The 13,498-nt window shown below is 66.7% G+C and carries 16 protein-coding genes and 2 tRNA genes; 9 read left to right on the forward strand and 9 right to left on the reverse strand.

Annotated elements, in window-relative coordinates; translation table 11 throughout:
* Positions 1-3 precede the first annotated feature (3 nt).
* Both MKK84_RS29380 and mdeB read right to left on the reverse strand, forming a co-directional pair.
* Entirely contained in the window at positions 4-1,386 is a 1,383-nt protein-coding gene (locus MKK84_RS29380) for a 2-oxo acid dehydrogenase subunit E2 (RefSeq protein ID WP_243925647.1), read from the reverse strand.
* A gap of 76 nt (positions 1,387-1,462) precedes the next feature.
* Positions 1,463-4,138 (reverse strand): alpha-ketoglutarate dehydrogenase, encoded by a 2,676-nt coding sequence (gene mdeB, locus MKK84_RS29385; protein WP_243925648.1) that lies wholly within the window; start codon positions 4,136-4,138, stop codon positions 1,463-1,465.
* A 221-nt stretch (positions 4,139-4,359) separates the two neighbouring features.
* Between mdeB and MKK84_RS29390 the strand changes: the two genes are divergently transcribed.
* Positions 4,360-4,848: an Lrp/AsnC family transcriptional regulator gene (locus MKK84_RS29390; RefSeq protein WP_243925649.1), complete on the forward strand. Its 489-nt coding sequence runs from the start codon at positions 4,360-4,362 to the stop codon at positions 4,846-4,848.
* 96 nt (positions 4,849-4,944) lie between these two features.
* Here the strand turns inward: MKK84_RS29390 and MKK84_RS29395 are convergent.
* Together MKK84_RS29395 and MKK84_RS29400 are read right to left on the reverse strand one after the other, a co-directional pair.
* Positions 4,945-5,020, reverse strand: a tRNA-Ala gene (locus MKK84_RS29395).
* A gap of 151 nt (positions 5,021-5,171) precedes the next feature.
* Positions 5,172-5,558, reverse strand: a complete 387-nt coding sequence (locus MKK84_RS29400) for a TIGR02300 family protein (protein ID WP_243925650.1) — start codon at positions 5,556-5,558, stop codon at positions 5,172-5,174.
* A gap of 254 nt (positions 5,559-5,812) precedes the next feature.
* Here MKK84_RS29400 and aroA point away from each other — a divergent pair, with 254 nt between their 5' ends.
* The 3 genes from aroA (at position 5,813) to MKK84_RS29415 (ending at position 7,984) form a co-directional block, all read left to right on the forward strand.
* Positions 5,813-7,162 (forward strand): 3-phosphoshikimate 1-carboxyvinyltransferase, encoded by a 1,350-nt coding sequence (gene aroA / locus MKK84_RS29405; protein WP_243925651.1) that lies wholly within the window; start codon positions 5,813-5,815, stop codon positions 7,160-7,162.
* A gap of 5 nt (positions 7,163-7,167) precedes the next feature.
* Positions 7,168-7,812 carry a (d)CMP kinase gene (gene cmk / locus MKK84_RS29410; RefSeq protein ID WP_243925690.1) on the forward strand — a complete coding sequence of 215 codons (645 nt, stop codon included), beginning with the start codon at positions 7,168-7,170 and terminating at the stop codon, positions 7,810-7,812.
* 96 nt (positions 7,813-7,908) lie between these two features.
* Positions 7,909-7,984: transfer RNA gene (locus MKK84_RS29415), tRNA-Lys, on the forward strand.
* 448 nt (positions 7,985-8,432) lie between these two features.
* On the opposite strand, the gene MKK84_RS29420 is transcribed toward MKK84_RS29415, so the two are convergent.
* The gene (locus MKK84_RS29420; RefSeq protein ID WP_243925652.1) at positions 8,433-8,660 is read right to left on the reverse strand and encodes a hypothetical protein; all 228 of its coding nucleotides are present in this window, start codon (positions 8,658-8,660) and stop codon (positions 8,433-8,435) included.
* 101 nt (positions 8,661-8,761) lie between these two features.
* Between MKK84_RS29420 and MKK84_RS29425 the strand changes: the two genes are divergently transcribed.
* Complete coding sequence (locus tag MKK84_RS29425) at positions 8,762-8,992, forward strand: hypothetical protein (protein ID WP_243925653.1); 231 nt, start codon at positions 8,762-8,764, stop codon at positions 8,990-8,992.
* A complete protein-coding gene (locus MKK84_RS29430; RefSeq protein WP_243925654.1) occupies positions 8,989-9,231 on the forward strand; it encodes a hypothetical protein in 243 nt (80 codons plus the stop codon). The genes MKK84_RS29425 and MKK84_RS29430 overlap by 4 nt, the downstream gene beginning before the upstream one ends.
* 163 nt (positions 9,232-9,394) lie before the next feature.
* Here MKK84_RS29430 and MKK84_RS29435 read toward each other — a convergent pair whose 3' ends face one another.
* Positions 9,395-9,811 carry a helix-turn-helix domain-containing protein gene (locus MKK84_RS29435; protein WP_243925655.1) on the reverse strand — a complete coding sequence of 139 codons (417 nt, stop codon included), beginning with the start codon at positions 9,809-9,811 and terminating at the stop codon, positions 9,395-9,397.
* A gap of 376 nt (positions 9,812-10,187) precedes the next feature.
* Between MKK84_RS29435 and MKK84_RS29440 the strand changes: the two genes are divergently transcribed.
* Positions 10,188-10,385 carry a hypothetical protein gene (locus MKK84_RS29440; RefSeq protein WP_243925656.1) on the forward strand — a complete coding sequence of 66 codons (198 nt, stop codon included), beginning with the start codon at positions 10,188-10,190 and terminating at the stop codon, positions 10,383-10,385.
* A gap of 193 nt (positions 10,386-10,578) precedes the next feature.
* Here MKK84_RS29440 and MKK84_RS29445 read toward each other — a convergent pair whose 3' ends face one another.
* Positions 10,579-10,824 carry a hypothetical protein gene (locus MKK84_RS29445; RefSeq protein ID WP_243925657.1) on the reverse strand — a complete coding sequence of 82 codons (246 nt, stop codon included), beginning with the start codon at positions 10,822-10,824 and terminating at the stop codon, positions 10,579-10,581.
* A 389-nt stretch (positions 10,825-11,213) separates the two neighbouring features.
* Here MKK84_RS29445 and MKK84_RS29450 point away from each other — a divergent pair, with 389 nt between their 5' ends.
* Complete coding sequence (locus MKK84_RS29450; RefSeq protein ID WP_243925658.1) at positions 11,214-11,498, forward strand: hypothetical protein; 285 nt, start codon at positions 11,214-11,216, stop codon at positions 11,496-11,498.
* A 56-nt stretch (positions 11,499-11,554) separates the two neighbouring features.
* Here the strand turns inward: MKK84_RS29450 and MKK84_RS29455 are convergent, their stop codons facing one another.
* Positions 11,555-12,763, reverse strand: coding sequence for an alginate O-acetyltransferase AlgX-related protein (locus MKK84_RS29455; protein ID WP_243925659.1), 1,209 nt, complete (start codon positions 12,761-12,763; stop codon positions 11,555-11,557).
* Between the two features lie 47 nt (positions 12,764-12,810).
* On the opposite strand from MKK84_RS29455, the gene MKK84_RS29460 reads away from it, so the two are divergent.
* A complete protein-coding gene (locus tag MKK84_RS29460) occupies positions 12,811-12,990 on the forward strand; it encodes a hypothetical protein (RefSeq protein ID WP_243925660.1) in 180 nt (59 codons plus the stop codon).
* Positions 12,991-13,061: 71 nt separating this feature from the next.
* Here the strand turns inward: MKK84_RS29460 and MKK84_RS29465 are convergent, their stop codons facing one another.
* A complete protein-coding gene (locus MKK84_RS29465) occupies positions 13,062-13,352 on the reverse strand; it encodes a PilZ domain-containing protein (protein ID WP_243925661.1) in 291 nt (96 codons plus the stop codon).
* Positions 13,353-13,498: the final 146 nt, after the last annotated feature.

Below are 13,498 nucleotides of genomic sequence, written 5' to 3' on the forward strand. Positions count from 1 at the left end.
CCGTCACAGGAGGGCGCGGCGCAGGTCCGACAGGACCGCGGCCACGTGTCCGAGGAAGCGGGCGGCGGCCACGCCGTCCACCACGCGGTGGTCCCAGGACAGGCTCAGCGGCAGGATCAGGCGCGGCTGGAAGGCTTTGCCGTCCCAGACCGCCTCCATGCGCGAGCGCGCCGCGCCAAGGATCGCGACCTCGGGGGCGTTGATGATCGGCGTGAAGCCGTCGCCGCCGATGCCGCCGAGCGACGAGATCGAGAAGCAGCCGCCCTGCATGTCCGCGCCCGCAAGTGTCCCGGCCCTGGCCTTGTCGGCCAGCGCAGACATCTCAGTGGCGATCTCGATGATCCCCTTCCGGTCGCATTCGCGCACCACCGGCACCATCAGGCCCTTCGGTGTGTCGACCGCGAAGCCGACATGGACATAGTCCTTGAGGACGAGGTCGCCGCCTTCGAGCGACGTGTTGAAGCGCGGGTAGGCCCGGAGCGCGGACGCCGCAGCCTTGATCAGGAAGGTCACCATGGTGACCTTCGCGGGCGGCGTGCGCGGCTCCTTGTTGAGTCCTATGCGGAACGACTCGATCTCCGTCACGTCGGCCCGGTCGAAATTCGTCACATGCGGGATCGTCAGCCAGTTGCGGCTGAGATTGGCGCCCGAGAGCGTCTGGATCCGCGACAGGGGTTCGCGCCGGACTGGGCCGTACTTGGCGAAATCCAGCGCTGGCCAGGGCGGCAGACCGGCGCCGATCCCGGAGGCCGGCGCGCTCGGCTGCCCGGCCGGCGCGGCGAGGGCGGCCTTGACGAAGGTGTGGATGTCCTCGCGCAGGATCCGTCCCTTTGGGCCGGTGGCGGGCACGTGCTCCAGGGCCACGCCGAGTTCACGAGCGAGCTGGCGCACCGACGGACTGGCATGCACATCGCCGGACGATGCCGGGAGCGGTTCGCGCTGCGCGGTCTCCGACGCGGCGCGACCAACCCCCTCTCCGGTGCGGGAGAGGGGTGGGGTGAGGGTTGCGCCGTTTCCGGAAAGACCTGATCCCTCGCCCTGTCCTTCTGCCGCACGGGGAAGGGGTCGGGCGTCCTGTCCGGGCTCCGGTTGTGCAGGAGCAACAGGGGTATCCGTTGGAGTTGCTGTTGCGGCGCCGCCCCCCTCCGCGGGCTCGACCATCAGAATCGGCGTCCCCTCCGAGACCTTTGAGCCCACCCCGACCAGCAGCTCGCGTACAACGCCAGCGACCGGGGAGGGGACCTCCATGGTCGCCTTGTCGGATTCGATGCTGAGGATCAGGTCGTCCACCGCGAGGCGGTCGCCGGGCTTCACCAGAAGCTCGATGACCGGAACGTCCCGATATTCGCCGATATCCGGAAGGGCGATCTGCAGCGCGGCGCTCATGCGGGTAAATTTCCGTAGATCGGGCGTTTGGAGGAGTTGCTGGATGTATGGAGGCCCCTCGGCAGGCCGCCCGGACTCAGATGGTCCAAGGCGCGGGAGCGTCCGCGGTGATGCCGTATCGGCGGATCGCCTCGGCAACCGTGGCGCGTGGCACCTCACCGGCCTCGGCCAGAGCGTGCAGGGCGGCGATCGCCACGTGCTGCCGATCGACCTCGAAGAAGCGGCGGAGTGCGCTGCGGGTGTCGCTGCGGCCGAACCCGTCGGTGCCGAGCGCGACGAAGCGCGCGCCGACATAGGAGGCGATCAACTGCGGGTAGGCCCGGACGTAGTCGCTCGCTGCAACGATCGGCGCCGATCCCGGTAGCAGCGCCGCCACGTGACTGACCGGCGCCTCAGCCTCGGGCTTCAGCATCGCCTGCCGCTCGGCTTCCCGGGCATCGCGCGCCAACTCGCTGAAGCTCGTGACGCTGAACACCTCGGCAGTGACGCCCCAATCCTGCGCCAGCAGGCCGGCCGCCGCGATCACCTCCGGCAGGATCGCCCCTGAGCCGAGGAGGCGCACCGTACCGGCAGCGCTCTCCGGTCCCGACAGGCGGTACATCCCCTTGAGTATGCCGACCTCCGCGCCCTCCGGCATCGAAGGCTGAGCGTAGTTCTCGTTCATGCCGGTTAGGTAGTAGAAGGCGTCCTCGCCCTCTTCCATCATCGCCCGGGCGCCCCGGTCGACGATCACCGCCATCTCGTAGGCAAAGGCCGGATCGTAGGCGCGGCAATTCGGGATCGCCGCCGCCTGCATGTGGCTCGATCCGTCCTGATGCTGCAGGCCCTCGCCGCCGAGCGTTGTGCGGCCCGCCGTGGCGCCGATCAGGAAGCCCCGGGCCCGCTGGTCAGCCGCCGCCCAGATCAGGTCGCCGACCCGCTGGAACCCGAACATCGAGTAGTAGATGTAGAACGGCAGCATCGACAGGCCGTGCACGCTGTAGGCCGTAGCCGCGGCCGTCCAGGACGAGATCGCCCCGGCCTCGGTGATGCCTTCCTCCAAAAGCTGCCCGTCCTTGGCCTCCCGGTAATACAGCATCGAGCCGGCATCCTCCGGCTCGTAGAGCTGCCCTTCAGGAGCGTAGATTCCGACCTGCCGAAACAGGTTGGCCATGCCGAAGGTCCGCGCCTCGTCGGCGACGATCGGGACGACGCGGGGCCCGAGATCCTTGTGCTTCAGGAGATTGCCGAACAGGCGCACCACCGCGGTGGTGGTCGACATCTCCTTGCCGGCGGCTTCGAGCGCGAAGCCCGCATAGGTCGAGAGCGGCGGCACCAGCACGGTCGGAGCCGTGCGGCGCCGGGCCGGCAGCACGCCGCCAAGCATCTCGCGGCGCTCGCGCAGATAGCGCATCTCAACGCCATCCTCGGCCGGCTTGTAGAATGCCAGGCCCTCCACCTGCGCGTCGGTGAGCGGCAGGGCGAAGCGGTCGCGGAAGGCGCGCAACGCGTCGACATCGAGCTTCTTGGCTTGGTGGGCGGTCATACGCGACTCGCCCGCGCCGCCCATGCCGTAGCCCTTCTTGGTCTTGGCCAGGATCACGGTCGGCCGGCCTTTTGTGGCCTTGGCGGCCGCGAAGGCCGCGTGCAGCTTGCGGAAATCGTGGCCGCCGCGCTTCAGCCGATCGACATCTGCGTCCGACATGTGGGCGACCAGCTCGCGCACCTCGGGGTCCTCGCCGAAGAAGTGGGCGAGGTTGTAGGCGCCGTCCTTGGCGCCCAGCGTCTGGTACTTGCCGTCAACCGTCTCGGCGAAACGGCGCAGCAGGGCGTGGTTGGTGTCGCGGGAGAAGATCCCGTCCCATTCCGAGCCCCACAGCACCTTGATGACGTTCCAGCCCGCGCCCCGGAACAGGCTCTCCAGCTCCTGGATGATCTGGCCGTTGCCACGCACCGGCCCGTCGAGCCGCTGCAGGTTGCAGTTGATGACGAAGGTCAGGTTGTCGAGTTTTTCGCGGGCGGCGAGCGCGAGGCCGCCGATCGATTCCGGCTCGTCCATCTCGCCGTCGCCGAACACGCCCCAGACGTGCCGGTCAGATGTATCGACCAGCCCGCGATGGTCGAGATAGCGCATGAACCGGGCCTGATAGACCGCGTGGATTGGGCCGATCCCCATCGAGCCGGTCGGAACCTGCCAGAAATCCGGCATCAGCCAAGGATGCGGGTAAGAGCACAGGCCGTCGCCGGCGATCTCCTGGCGGTAGTGCTTGAGTTGATTTTCGGAGAGCCGCCCTTCAAGGAACGCCCGCGCGTAGACGCCGGGCGCCGAATGCGGCTGGAAGTAGACGAGATCGCCGTCCGCGCCGCCCTTGAAGAAGTGGTTGAACCCGACCTCGAACAGCTCCGCAGCCGAGGCGTAGCTCGCCACGTGCCCGCCGAGCTCGCCGTACGCCATGTTGGCGCGCACCACCATGGCGAGCGCGTTCCAGCGCATGATCGAGGTGAGCCGCTCCTCGATATCGAGGTCGCCCGGGTAGCGCGGCTGCTTCTCCAGCGGAATCGAGTTGCGATAGGGCGAGTAGGGCAGGGCCTCGTCGAGGATCCCGATTTCCTTCGAGCGCCGCTCCAGCCGGTCGAGGATGAACCGTGCCCTCGCCGCGCCCTCCATGCGGAACAGCGAGTCTAGCGCCGCCAACCAGTCCTGCGTTTCCGCCGGGTCGTGATCGATTTCGGCAGACCGCACGATCGTGGCTTTCGGCGGTATGGCGTTCATCGGCGCGGCCTCCCTTGATGCGCCGGATCATAGTGGCGTTGGGACGGCTGGACATGCCCAAGATCAGGCTATGCTGTCGCGTTTCCGGTTCATTTGCCCCAAACACGCGCCAAGATCGGATAATTCAACCGTATCGATCCCCCCGATGGAAGCGACAGAACGCTTCGCGTATCCGCCCTTGAGCGGCATGATGTGCCGGCATTGATTACGAAAGCGAATGAATGGCCCCTCGCCCTGTCGCCCTGGATCCCGCCACGCTGCGCATCCTCGAACGCCTGCAGCAGGACAGCGAGATCAGTATCGCAGATCTCGCCGAGAAGGTCGGGCTTTCGACCTCGCCGTGCTGGCGGCGTGTCAACGACCTGAAGGAGGCCGGCGTGATCCGCGGCTGTGTCGCGGTGGTCGATCCGCTGAGCCTGGGACTCGCGGTCAACGTCTTCGTGCATGTCTCGCTGGAGAAGCAGACCCAGGCGGCACTTCAAGCCTTCGACGAGGCGGTGCGCAACCGTCCGGAGGTCATGGAGTGCTACCTGATGAGCGGCGAGGCCGACTACATGCTGCGGGTGGTGGTCGAGGATCTGGGCCAGTACCAGAAGCTTCTGCTCGACCATCTGACCCGGATTCCCGGGGTGGCCAACATCCGCTCAAGCTTCGCGCTGGGTCAGGTGAAATACAAGACGGCGCTGCCGCTCGGGCATTTGACCCGATGAGCAGACTGCCCTCAATGAGGAGGATATTGGTTCTTGTCGAATTTGAGAGGACCGAAGCACGAAGGGCCGATCCGGTCACGACGTGCGAGAGGAGGATGGTGGAGCCTAACGGGATCGAACCGATGACCTCTTCCATGCCATGGAAGCGCTCTCCCAGCTGAGCTAAGGCCCCACTCTCATCCACCGCGGTTTGGGTTCCGCGGGGGTCTCGCCGTCCGGCTAACGTCCGGCGAGGCCGGTTCTATAGGCGGCTCGCGCCGCAGACTCAACCCCTTTTTTTCGCCTTCATCGGGGGATTTTTCGAGAGGGAGGCGGGGACCGCCTCAACTCTCTTCGTCGTTCTCGATATCGCCGTCGATCAGGTCGGAGACGTCGTCGTCGCCGGCATCCTCTTCCTCAAGGAAGGTATCGTCCTCTGCCGCATCCGCGTCCTCGGTCGTCTCGTCGTCGGGCGTGGGATCCGCCTCGTCCTCGGCCGCCTCAACTTCGTCCAGAGAGACCAGCTCCGGCCCCTTCTCGTCCGTCTCGTCCTCTTCGTCGTTGGTGTTCGAGGCCCGCGCCAGCGCCGGAGGCGCCGCGCGGCTCGATGTGGCGACCGCCTGGTAAACTGCGCCGCATTTCGGGCAGGTGGCGGGATCACGGGCGAGGTCGTAGAACTTCGCGCCGCAGCTCATGCACTGGCGCTTTAAGCCAAGTTCCGGTCGGGCCACGGGGGGACACCTCGTCGTCTACTACTGTCTCGGGGAAGCGGCCCCGTTAGTCGCGGGCGCTGCCTCTGTCAATCGAACCCGGCACACCGCGTCCCGAGCGTCGCGCCCCTGGGGCGGTGCGAGGGATCGCGTGGATGACGTACGCTCGTGCGCGTGTTAACCGCACCGCGATTTCACGGTCCGATTGCAGCGGCGCGGCGATGCTGCGCGACGTCCCGGATCCTGGCCCACCTTCGAGCCCGAACGGACCTTCCGTGTCGCACGAGTCGCCTCCCGAGCCTCTAACCGCAACACCAGGCACGCCCCTGCGGGGACGGCTGCGTCCGCCCGGCGATAAGTCGATCTCTCACCGGGCGATGATCCTCGGCCTCCTCAGCGAGGGTGAGACCCGGGTCGAGGGCCTTCTCGAAGGCGACGACGTGCTGCGCACCGCGGCAGCCGCCAAGGCCCTGGGCGCCGGTGTGGAGCGCCTCGACGCCGGGCGCTGGCGGGTGCGGGGCGTGGGCATCGGCGGCCTCGGCGACCCGGCGGACGTTCTGGATTTCGGCAATGCCGGCACGGGCTCCCGGCTGATGATGGGCGTGGTCGGCGGCCAGCCTGTCACCGCAACCTTCGATGGTGACGCCTCCCTCCGGTCCCGGCCGATGCGCCGCATCCTCGATCCGCTCGCGCGGATGGGCACGCAGGTCCTCACCGAGGCTGAAGGCGGGCGCGTGCCTTTGACCCTGCGCGGGCCGAAGGAGGCGATCCCGATCACCTACGAGACGCCGGCCGCTTCGGCGCAGATCAAGTCGGCGGTGCTGCTCGCCGGCCTCAACGCGCCCGGGACCACGACGGTGATCGAGGCGGCGGCGACCCGTGACCATACCGAGCGCATGCTGCGCCTGTTCGGCGCCGCGGTCGAAGTCGCGCCGCACGGGCTGGGGGGCCACGGCCGCCGTATCGCGCTGACCGGCCAGCCGACCCTGCGCGGGACCGATGTGGTGGTTCCGGCCGATCCGTCCTCGGCGGCGTTTCCGCTGGTGGCCGCGCTGATCGTGCCGGGGTCCGACGTGCTGATCGAGGGCGTGATGATGAACCCGCTGCGGACCGGGCTGATCACGACCCTGCTCGAGATGGGGGCCGAGATCGAGCGCGTCGCCGAGCGGGACGAGGGTGGCGAGACCGTGGCGGACCTGCGCGTGCGCGCGAGCCGCCTGAAGGGCGTCGACGTCCCGGCCGAGCGCGCGCCCGCGATGATCGACGAGTACCCGGTGCTGGCGGTCGCGGCGAGCTTCGCTGAAGGCCGGACCCGGATGAACGGCCTGCATGAGCTGCGGGTCAAGGAATCCGACCGCCTCGCCGCCGTGGCGGCCGGGCTTGCCGCCAACGGCGTCCGCTATTCGGTGGAGGGTGACGATTTGGTGGTCGAGGGCGACGGGGCGGCGGCCCGCGGGGGCGGCACGGTGGCGACCCATCTCGACCATCGCATCGCCATGGCGTTCCTGGTGATGGGTCTGGCCACACGGGACCCGGTGACGGTGGATGACGGGGCGATGATCGCCACGAGCTTCCCGACCTTCCTGCCGACCATGCGGGCCCTTGGCGGCCGGATCGGAGCATGATGCCGATGCCGATGCCGCTCGTCATCGCGATCGACGGTCCGGCCGCCTCGGGCAAGGGCACGCTGGCCAAGCGCTTGGCCGACCATTACGGCCTGCCGCATCTCGATACCGGCCTGCTCTATCGCGCCGTCGCGCTGGCCCTGCTCGATGCCGGCCTTTCGCTCGACGACCGCGGGGCCGCGGCCCAGGCCGCCGAAGCCCTCGATCCCGAAAAGCTCGACGATCCGCGTCTGCGCGACCGGGCCATGGGTGAGGCGGCCTCGCGGATCTCCGCGGTGCCGGAGGTTCGCACCGGTTTGCTCCTGTGGCAGCGACGCTTCGCTGCCGATCCGCAGGGCGCGGTGCTCGACGGGCGTGACATCGGCACGGTGGTCTGCCCCGAGGCCGGGGTGAAGCTGTTCATCACGGCGTCCTCGGAGGAGCGGGCGCGCCGCCGCCATCGCGAACTGGCCGGTCGGGGCGAGACCGTAGCCTTCGCGGCCATCCTGGCCGACATCGAAGCCCGCGACGCGCGCGACTCCTCGCGGGCTGCGGCGCCGCTGCGCATGGCCGACGATGCGGTCCGGCTCGACACGACCGAACTCGACGCCGATGCCGCCTTCGACGAGGCGCGGGCGATCGTGGAGCGCGCACGGACCCGGGCCGGCTGAGCGTTCTTCCCTTTCCCCGTGTTGACCCCCCGGTTCAGCTCACCTATTGCGGACGCGCCGTCCCCGGCGACCCGCCCCAAGGCGCTCCTGGGACGCGAGCGCGTAGCTCAGCTGGTAGAGCAACGGACTTTTAATCTGTAGGTCTTGGGTTCGAACCCCAACGCGCTCACCAATTTACCAGCAAAAACAGCAAGTTGTATGACCTGGCCAATTCGATGCTACCCAGCGACGCGCTTGAGTTGCACGAGGCTGGCACTTCGGTTCTCGTCAGCACCAAACTGGGACAACTCCGGCCCAACGTCGGTGACGGCCGCCTAACCCGCCCAGTTCATGATGCCCCTGGGCTGCGTTGCGTATCGGCCCACCGCTGGTGAGATCGGACGCTCCCCCGTCCCGTGAGCAGATCGGGGTGGGGCCGAGCGGGCCGCTGTAGCTGGCCCGACGATTGCGGGTGGCCACGCTCCTCCCAAGGATTCCTCCCCCCGCCGGCTCCGCCGCGCGGGGTTTTTCGTTTACCCGTGGCCTGCATTTTGTGGTGGGATCCGGCCCATGTATCCCCTCACGGTCCGGATCTCGAGAAGCCCGCCCGGCTTGCCCTGGCAGGCTTCTTCGCGCCGCGCCTACTCTGCCTTCTTCCAGTTTATGCCGATCTCGCGGATGATCTCGGCAACCGCGGAACTTGAGGCCGTTCCAAGCCAAGCAGCCTCGGCTTCCGCTGCCCGCACCAATCTCGCAACCTCTATGCTTGTCACGACACCGGTGCTGATCAGCAACGTCCCGAGATGTTTGATCAAAAGCGCGGCCGCACTGGCGTTCTCCTGTGCACCTTTCGTGGTGTGGACCGACATCGGCTCCCCGTAGCATCCGCATTCGGGCAGCAAACGAGGGCCGATTACGCCACGCCAATCTCCGACGGTGAACGAATTTTCAGCTGCGCCGTTAAGCAGCCATGTCGGAGCCGGAAGAACCCAACGCGATCGAAAGCGATGTGCTGTGTCGCAGGATCTCGCTCGCGATCGCAGTGGACGAGCAGGTGATCGAAGTGCTGGCGGTCGCCGCGACCGTTCTGCGCGATGCGGATGATCCCGGTGCGGCTGATGTTGAAGGTGCAATCCGAACACACCGTGTCGGCATCATCAAGCAGCGAGCGATACTGGGTGCTGCGGGAATTGAGATTTGAGCGCTCAGCCCCGCATCTACGTCGTCCGAAGCAGCCGTTCACATGGCGGCAACGTGACTTATAAATGCCCTACGGCCGAGTGGGCGCTGCAGAAGCTGCGCGACGCTGCCGCGAAAGGTTACAGCGACATCACTGTTCTCGACCCGGATGGCCGAAAGATCTCGGAAGCCGACCTGATCAGCTGCATCCAGGATGCGAGCACTGTACCGAGCAAGGAACTACTTCCAGCTGGTTCTTAGAGCATCGGCCGGCCGGTCCGCGCAGAGAAACAAAGCACCCCCGGATGGGCCCATCCTCGCGGCGGGCCTTCTCGGCGCCAGCGCGCCGAAAACAGCCTCATCGTACGACCGCTGTTGGGTGTCGTTCGCTTGGGCGTGAGCCGCGCCTTCGCCGGAGCGACCCCTAACCCCGATCAGGCTGACGCTGGAGGCTGGCTGTCGCCTTTACGATCGCCAGCACGCCGGCCCGGGCGGTGCTGTCCGTGATGCTCGCGAAGGCCATCACAAGCTCCATCGCCTGCGGATCCTCCAGGAAGGTCGCCGAACTGGCCTCAGTCTCGTTCGATCCCGGCTGACGTGCGAAGAAGGTCTCGACCGGGACTTTCAAGAGGTCGGCGATCGCCTGAAGCCGCCCGGCGCCGATGCGATTGCGCCCCTTCTCGTACTTCTGCACTTGCTGGAAGCTGACGCCGAGGGCGTTTCCGAGAGCGGTCTGGCTCAAGCCCTGTGCGGCTCGCAGCACGGCGATACGGCTGCCGATGGTGCGATCGGCGTCTGTCGCCAACTTGGGTGCCGTGTGAGTGATCGACCGTGCAGACATGCGAACGTGGCTTTCGAGTAGATCGGTAGGGAAGGCCGCGATTCGGCCGCCTACCAAACAAAATAATGCGCGATTGAGTTGCGCACAAATATGCAATCCAGGCGTGCGTCAACTAGCTGGCTCACTCGCAGCCCGTGAAAGTTTGGGACGTGCGCAGTCTGCATCTTCAACTCAGGCTTGAGTTTTACCGCATTACCCAAGGAGCCGGGCGTCAGCCTGCGGCGCCGGATCGCGGACGAGCCGGGCTGTGATCTGTGGGGATGTTGGGGGCAACCCCGATGTTGGCCGACACAGGTTGTTGCGCTAGCCAAGTCATTAATCCGGCGCGACTTTCCGCAGTCCATGATGTGTGCATGTTCAGACACGCGAGCCAATCATGCACTTCGAGATCCGTTCGACCGGACGCCACCTGTGGACCTGGGTCCTGCTCGACGCCACGCAGCTGACGGTCCTCGAGTCGGACCGGGCCTTCCCGTCGGAAACGCAGGCTTCGGCGGCGGCTCTGGCCTTCGCCAAGCTCGTCACCCGCGCTGGCCGTACGCTGACATCCAGCCCGGTCGGCGGGCTGATCTGAGCCAGCCTTCAACCCACGCACTGGCGCCGCGCCGTCCCTCGCCGCCCTGCAGGCTTTCGGCGAAGTCGTTGAGGACCTGGCTTCGTTGACGCTATGGCGTTGCTACAACCGCTCGATCGATAGTGGTGAAGGGTTTTGGCCCCTAGAACGATCGGTCGCTTATCAAACGATCGTGCAAGGCGGCTTGTTCGGGTCAGACATCCGCGCAAGCGGCAGGCCGCATCGCGTAGGCCGTCGGGAACTCCGCGCGTAAGGCCCACAAGGCCGAACGGATCGCGCCCCGCACCTGCGCGGAGGCGCCTTCCCTCTCGGCTCTGACACGCAAATCCTGAAGCGCCCGCAGAAGCACGGTCCGCTGCGGGGCACCCGGTAGGCCGTGATCCGTCGTCAGGAGTGCCAGCAGCGCCCGTCCGAGCGGATCGGCAAACAGGGTCGACATTCCGGCAGTCCTGACCCCTGTGTCGTTTTTGCGCGTGCGAGCATATTCAGTACGATGGCGGTATCGATACTGTGTGGAGCCGCATAGAGCGTAGCCTGTACCGATGACGCGTCATTCACGGCGGGTTGCCGGTGACGCCGTTAACTGATTTCACAAAAAGCCTCGTCAACGGGCGCCGAGTCCTGTCATGGGCCGCCCGATTCTCTGGTCCAGAACGAGTAGGCCGGGAGGGAGGTATCCAGTCTGTTCCGTTGCGAAAACAGCATTGTCGATGCTGGAATGGGCGCGATGAGGCGCAGGGGCGAGGTCCCGCCATGCGGATCGGGCACCTTGGAACCCATCAATCCGGTTTGTGTTGGGCCTTCAACGCAATTGCGAAGGGTTCATCGATGCGTAAGCTGGTTCTTCTCTCCGCCGTCACGCTGTGCCTCGGCGCCGTCGGCCCGAGCGTCGCACAGGCCCAGGGTTACGGTTATCGCGACGGATACGGTCGCAGCTATGAGCGTGGCTATGAGCGTGGCTACGGGCGTCATCGGGATTACGGCTATCGCCGTCATCGCGGTCTCTCGACCGGGGCCGCCATCGGCCTCGGCGTTGCAGGCGCGGCGGCTGGCGCTGCGGCAATGGGCGCGTTCGATCGGGGCGGTCCGGGCTATTACGGCCGCGGGTACTGAGCCAAGCCACTGACAGACCAGGGCCCCACCGCACGCGTGCGGTGGGGCCCTTTTTGTTAAATGGGCTTGCCCGGTTTCCCAAATCGCAGAGTTCGCCGGAGCCATTCGCGCAGCGTCGGCCGAACGGCCCGCTTGGCCCGTTTCTCGGCGAAAGCGTCGATGCGGATGCGGTCGGTCGGGACTTGGCGCAGGAAACGTTCGGCGATCTCGAAGATCAGAACGTCGGGTTTGACGCTTTCGATATAGGCCCAGTCGAGGTTCGCCGACCAGATCGCGTGGACTTCGGCGAAGGACTCGGCGAGCATCGCGGTCAGGCGCGCGCCCGGACTGTAGATGTAGGAATCGCCGAACAGCACGACCCGGCGCGGGTCCGGCGCCGCATCATTCCGCATTACGACGCGCGAACCCACGAACAGGCCGCGCGGCCGGATCGCCCGACCGCTTTCGCGCACGTGAACGAGAGCGTTCGCGTCAACGCGGTCCGCGCGGCGCGAAAAATTGTAGGCCACGTAGTCTTCCTCGATCGGCGGTTTGAGCTTCTCGCCGAGATCGAACGTGAACCGCGCGCGCTCATGCACGCCGGTGAAGACATGCTCGGCCACTGGTGCATCGAGGGCCTCACACAGCGCGCGGTAGGCCGTGAGATAGCCGCGATAGGTCCAATGCGTGTCCGTCTGCAGATATACGGGCTCGTCGCCCCGCGCCGCGCGCAACGGCGTCAGCAGATCGAGCATCCGGGTACCGCCATCCGGTTTCAGGAGCCGGGCGAGGCGAACGGCGGGTGGGTTGTCGAGGCCCGGAAACGCGCGACCCAGCGTATCGGGATAGACCGCGAGCTTGTCGGGGACGACTGCGTGAACGTGGCGGATGCCGAGGGCATCCAGGCGTCTGGCGCGCCGGTCGATCAGTTGTGCCCAGCGTGCGAGGATCCGGCGCGACAGGGGGCTGTCTCCGTAGAAGACTTCGACCTCGCGGGCACGGCCGACCCAGAACAACCAGCCATCCTGCCCGACGGCCACGCCGTTGCCGCTCGCCATGGAAAGATCCGCGCACTCGCCGCGTCGCCGGCCAACCGAGCCGGCGCCCTCGCGGGTGGCCTCGACGGATCCGCGTCGGATTGCAAGCCCGATGCGCCGCGCGGCCGGACTCCGTGCGGGGCGCTGCTTGAAGATCGAAGCCGACATTCGCTTTTGGCTGAGCCGAGCGATGGTTTTCGCGGCGATCGGCGCGGCCGGATGAACCTTATTGCCGCGCCGGAGGTACACGGAGCAGGCGCGGGTCTTCGCGCTGTGCTTCGGAGAGGCAGCGGTTCATGTCCGCACTCGTGTCCCTGCTCGGCTGCGGCTTGGTGCTAACGGGTTTCGCCGCGGAACGCTTTGCCGAACAGCGCTGGCTCGCCGCCGGTCAGCCAGGTTCCGTCGATGCCTGCGCGGTTCTGGCTCTGGCGCTACCCGCTGTAGGCCTCACGTTGATGGCTGCAATCGCTGCCTGAACACCTACCGGCCTAGGGATGGCTCGCGCCTGTCATCAGCCCGCGCTGCGCGGTGGATCGCTGCGCCGAGATCACTCCTGCTCGAGACAGAATTGTACGCCGGTCGTCCTTTCCTTGCGCCAGATGACTTTGACCGCGTACCGCACCTTGGCGTCCGCCAGCACCAAATCAAACGCGTTCTCAACCATCGTCGCGTGTTGGCCGAGGAACTCCAGCATCGCGCCGCGGTCGGAGATGTTCCTGACCTGGCAGGGAAACCGAACCCCGTCCGAGTTCAGCGCGAAGGCAAGGAGCGCCGTGGGTTTTCGAGGCGTGGCACGCCGCTCTGCATGGCCGCTGAAGGGCGTGGCATTGCGAGACATGGCCGATTTTCCTGCCCATGTCGGCCAACATGGCACGAGTTCAGTAAAAATGACGGTGATTTACTAATATGTAATTGACGACCCGGCGCCGCGCGGCAGCACTTCCACCCATAGGTCCGCAGGTTATCCGTGCTAGCGACAGGTCC

Source organism: Methylobacterium sp. E-065 (assembly GCF_022829605.1).
GTDB lineage: Bacteria > Pseudomonadota > Alphaproteobacteria > Rhizobiales > Beijerinckiaceae > Methylobacterium.

Excerpts from the sequence above, each read along its gene's own strand:
- MKK84_RS29435 (WP_243925655.1), bottom strand. The coding sequence starts at position 9,811 with ATGTCTGCACGGTCGATCACTCACACGGCACCCAAGTTGGCGACAGAC.
- MKK84_RS29420 (WP_243925652.1), bottom strand. The coding sequence starts at position 8,660 with ATGTCGGTCCACACCACGAAAGGTGCACAGGAGAACGCCAGTGCGGCC.
- MKK84_RS29445 (WP_243925657.1), bottom strand. The coding sequence starts at position 10,824 with ATGTCGACCCTGTTTGCCGATCCGCTCGGACGGGCGCTGCTGGCACTC.
- MKK84_RS29465 (WP_243925661.1), bottom strand. The coding sequence starts at position 13,352 with ATGTCTCGCAATGCCACGCCCTTCAGCGGCCATGCAGAGCGGCGTGCC.
- MKK84_RS29440 (WP_243925656.1), top strand. The coding sequence starts at position 10,188 with ATGCACTTCGAGATCCGTTCGACCGGACGCCACCTGTGGACCTGGGTC.
- MKK84_RS29380 (WP_243925647.1), bottom strand. The coding sequence starts at position 1,386 with ATGAGCGCCGCGCTGCAGATCGCCCTTCCGGATATCGGCGAATATCGG.
- MKK84_RS29450 (WP_243925658.1), top strand. The coding sequence starts at position 11,214 with ATGCGTAAGCTGGTTCTTCTCTCCGCCGTCACGCTGTGCCTCGGCGCC.
- MKK84_RS29390 (WP_243925649.1), top strand. The coding sequence starts at position 4,360 with ATGGCCCCTCGCCCTGTCGCCCTGGATCCCGCCACGCTGCGCATCCTC.
- cmk (WP_243925690.1), top strand. The coding sequence starts at position 7,168 with ATGCCGATGCCGCTCGTCATCGCGATCGACGGTCCGGCCGCCTCGGGC.
- MKK84_RS29460 (WP_243925660.1), top strand. The coding sequence starts at position 12,811 with ATGTCCGCACTCGTGTCCCTGCTCGGCTGCGGCTTGGTGCTAACGGGT.
- mdeB (WP_243925648.1), bottom strand. The coding sequence starts at position 4,138 with ATGAACGCCATACCGCCGAAAGCCACGATCGTGCGGTCTGCCGAAATC.
- MKK84_RS29425 (WP_243925653.1), top strand. The coding sequence starts at position 8,762 with ATGTCGGAGCCGGAAGAACCCAACGCGATCGAAAGCGATGTGCTGTGT.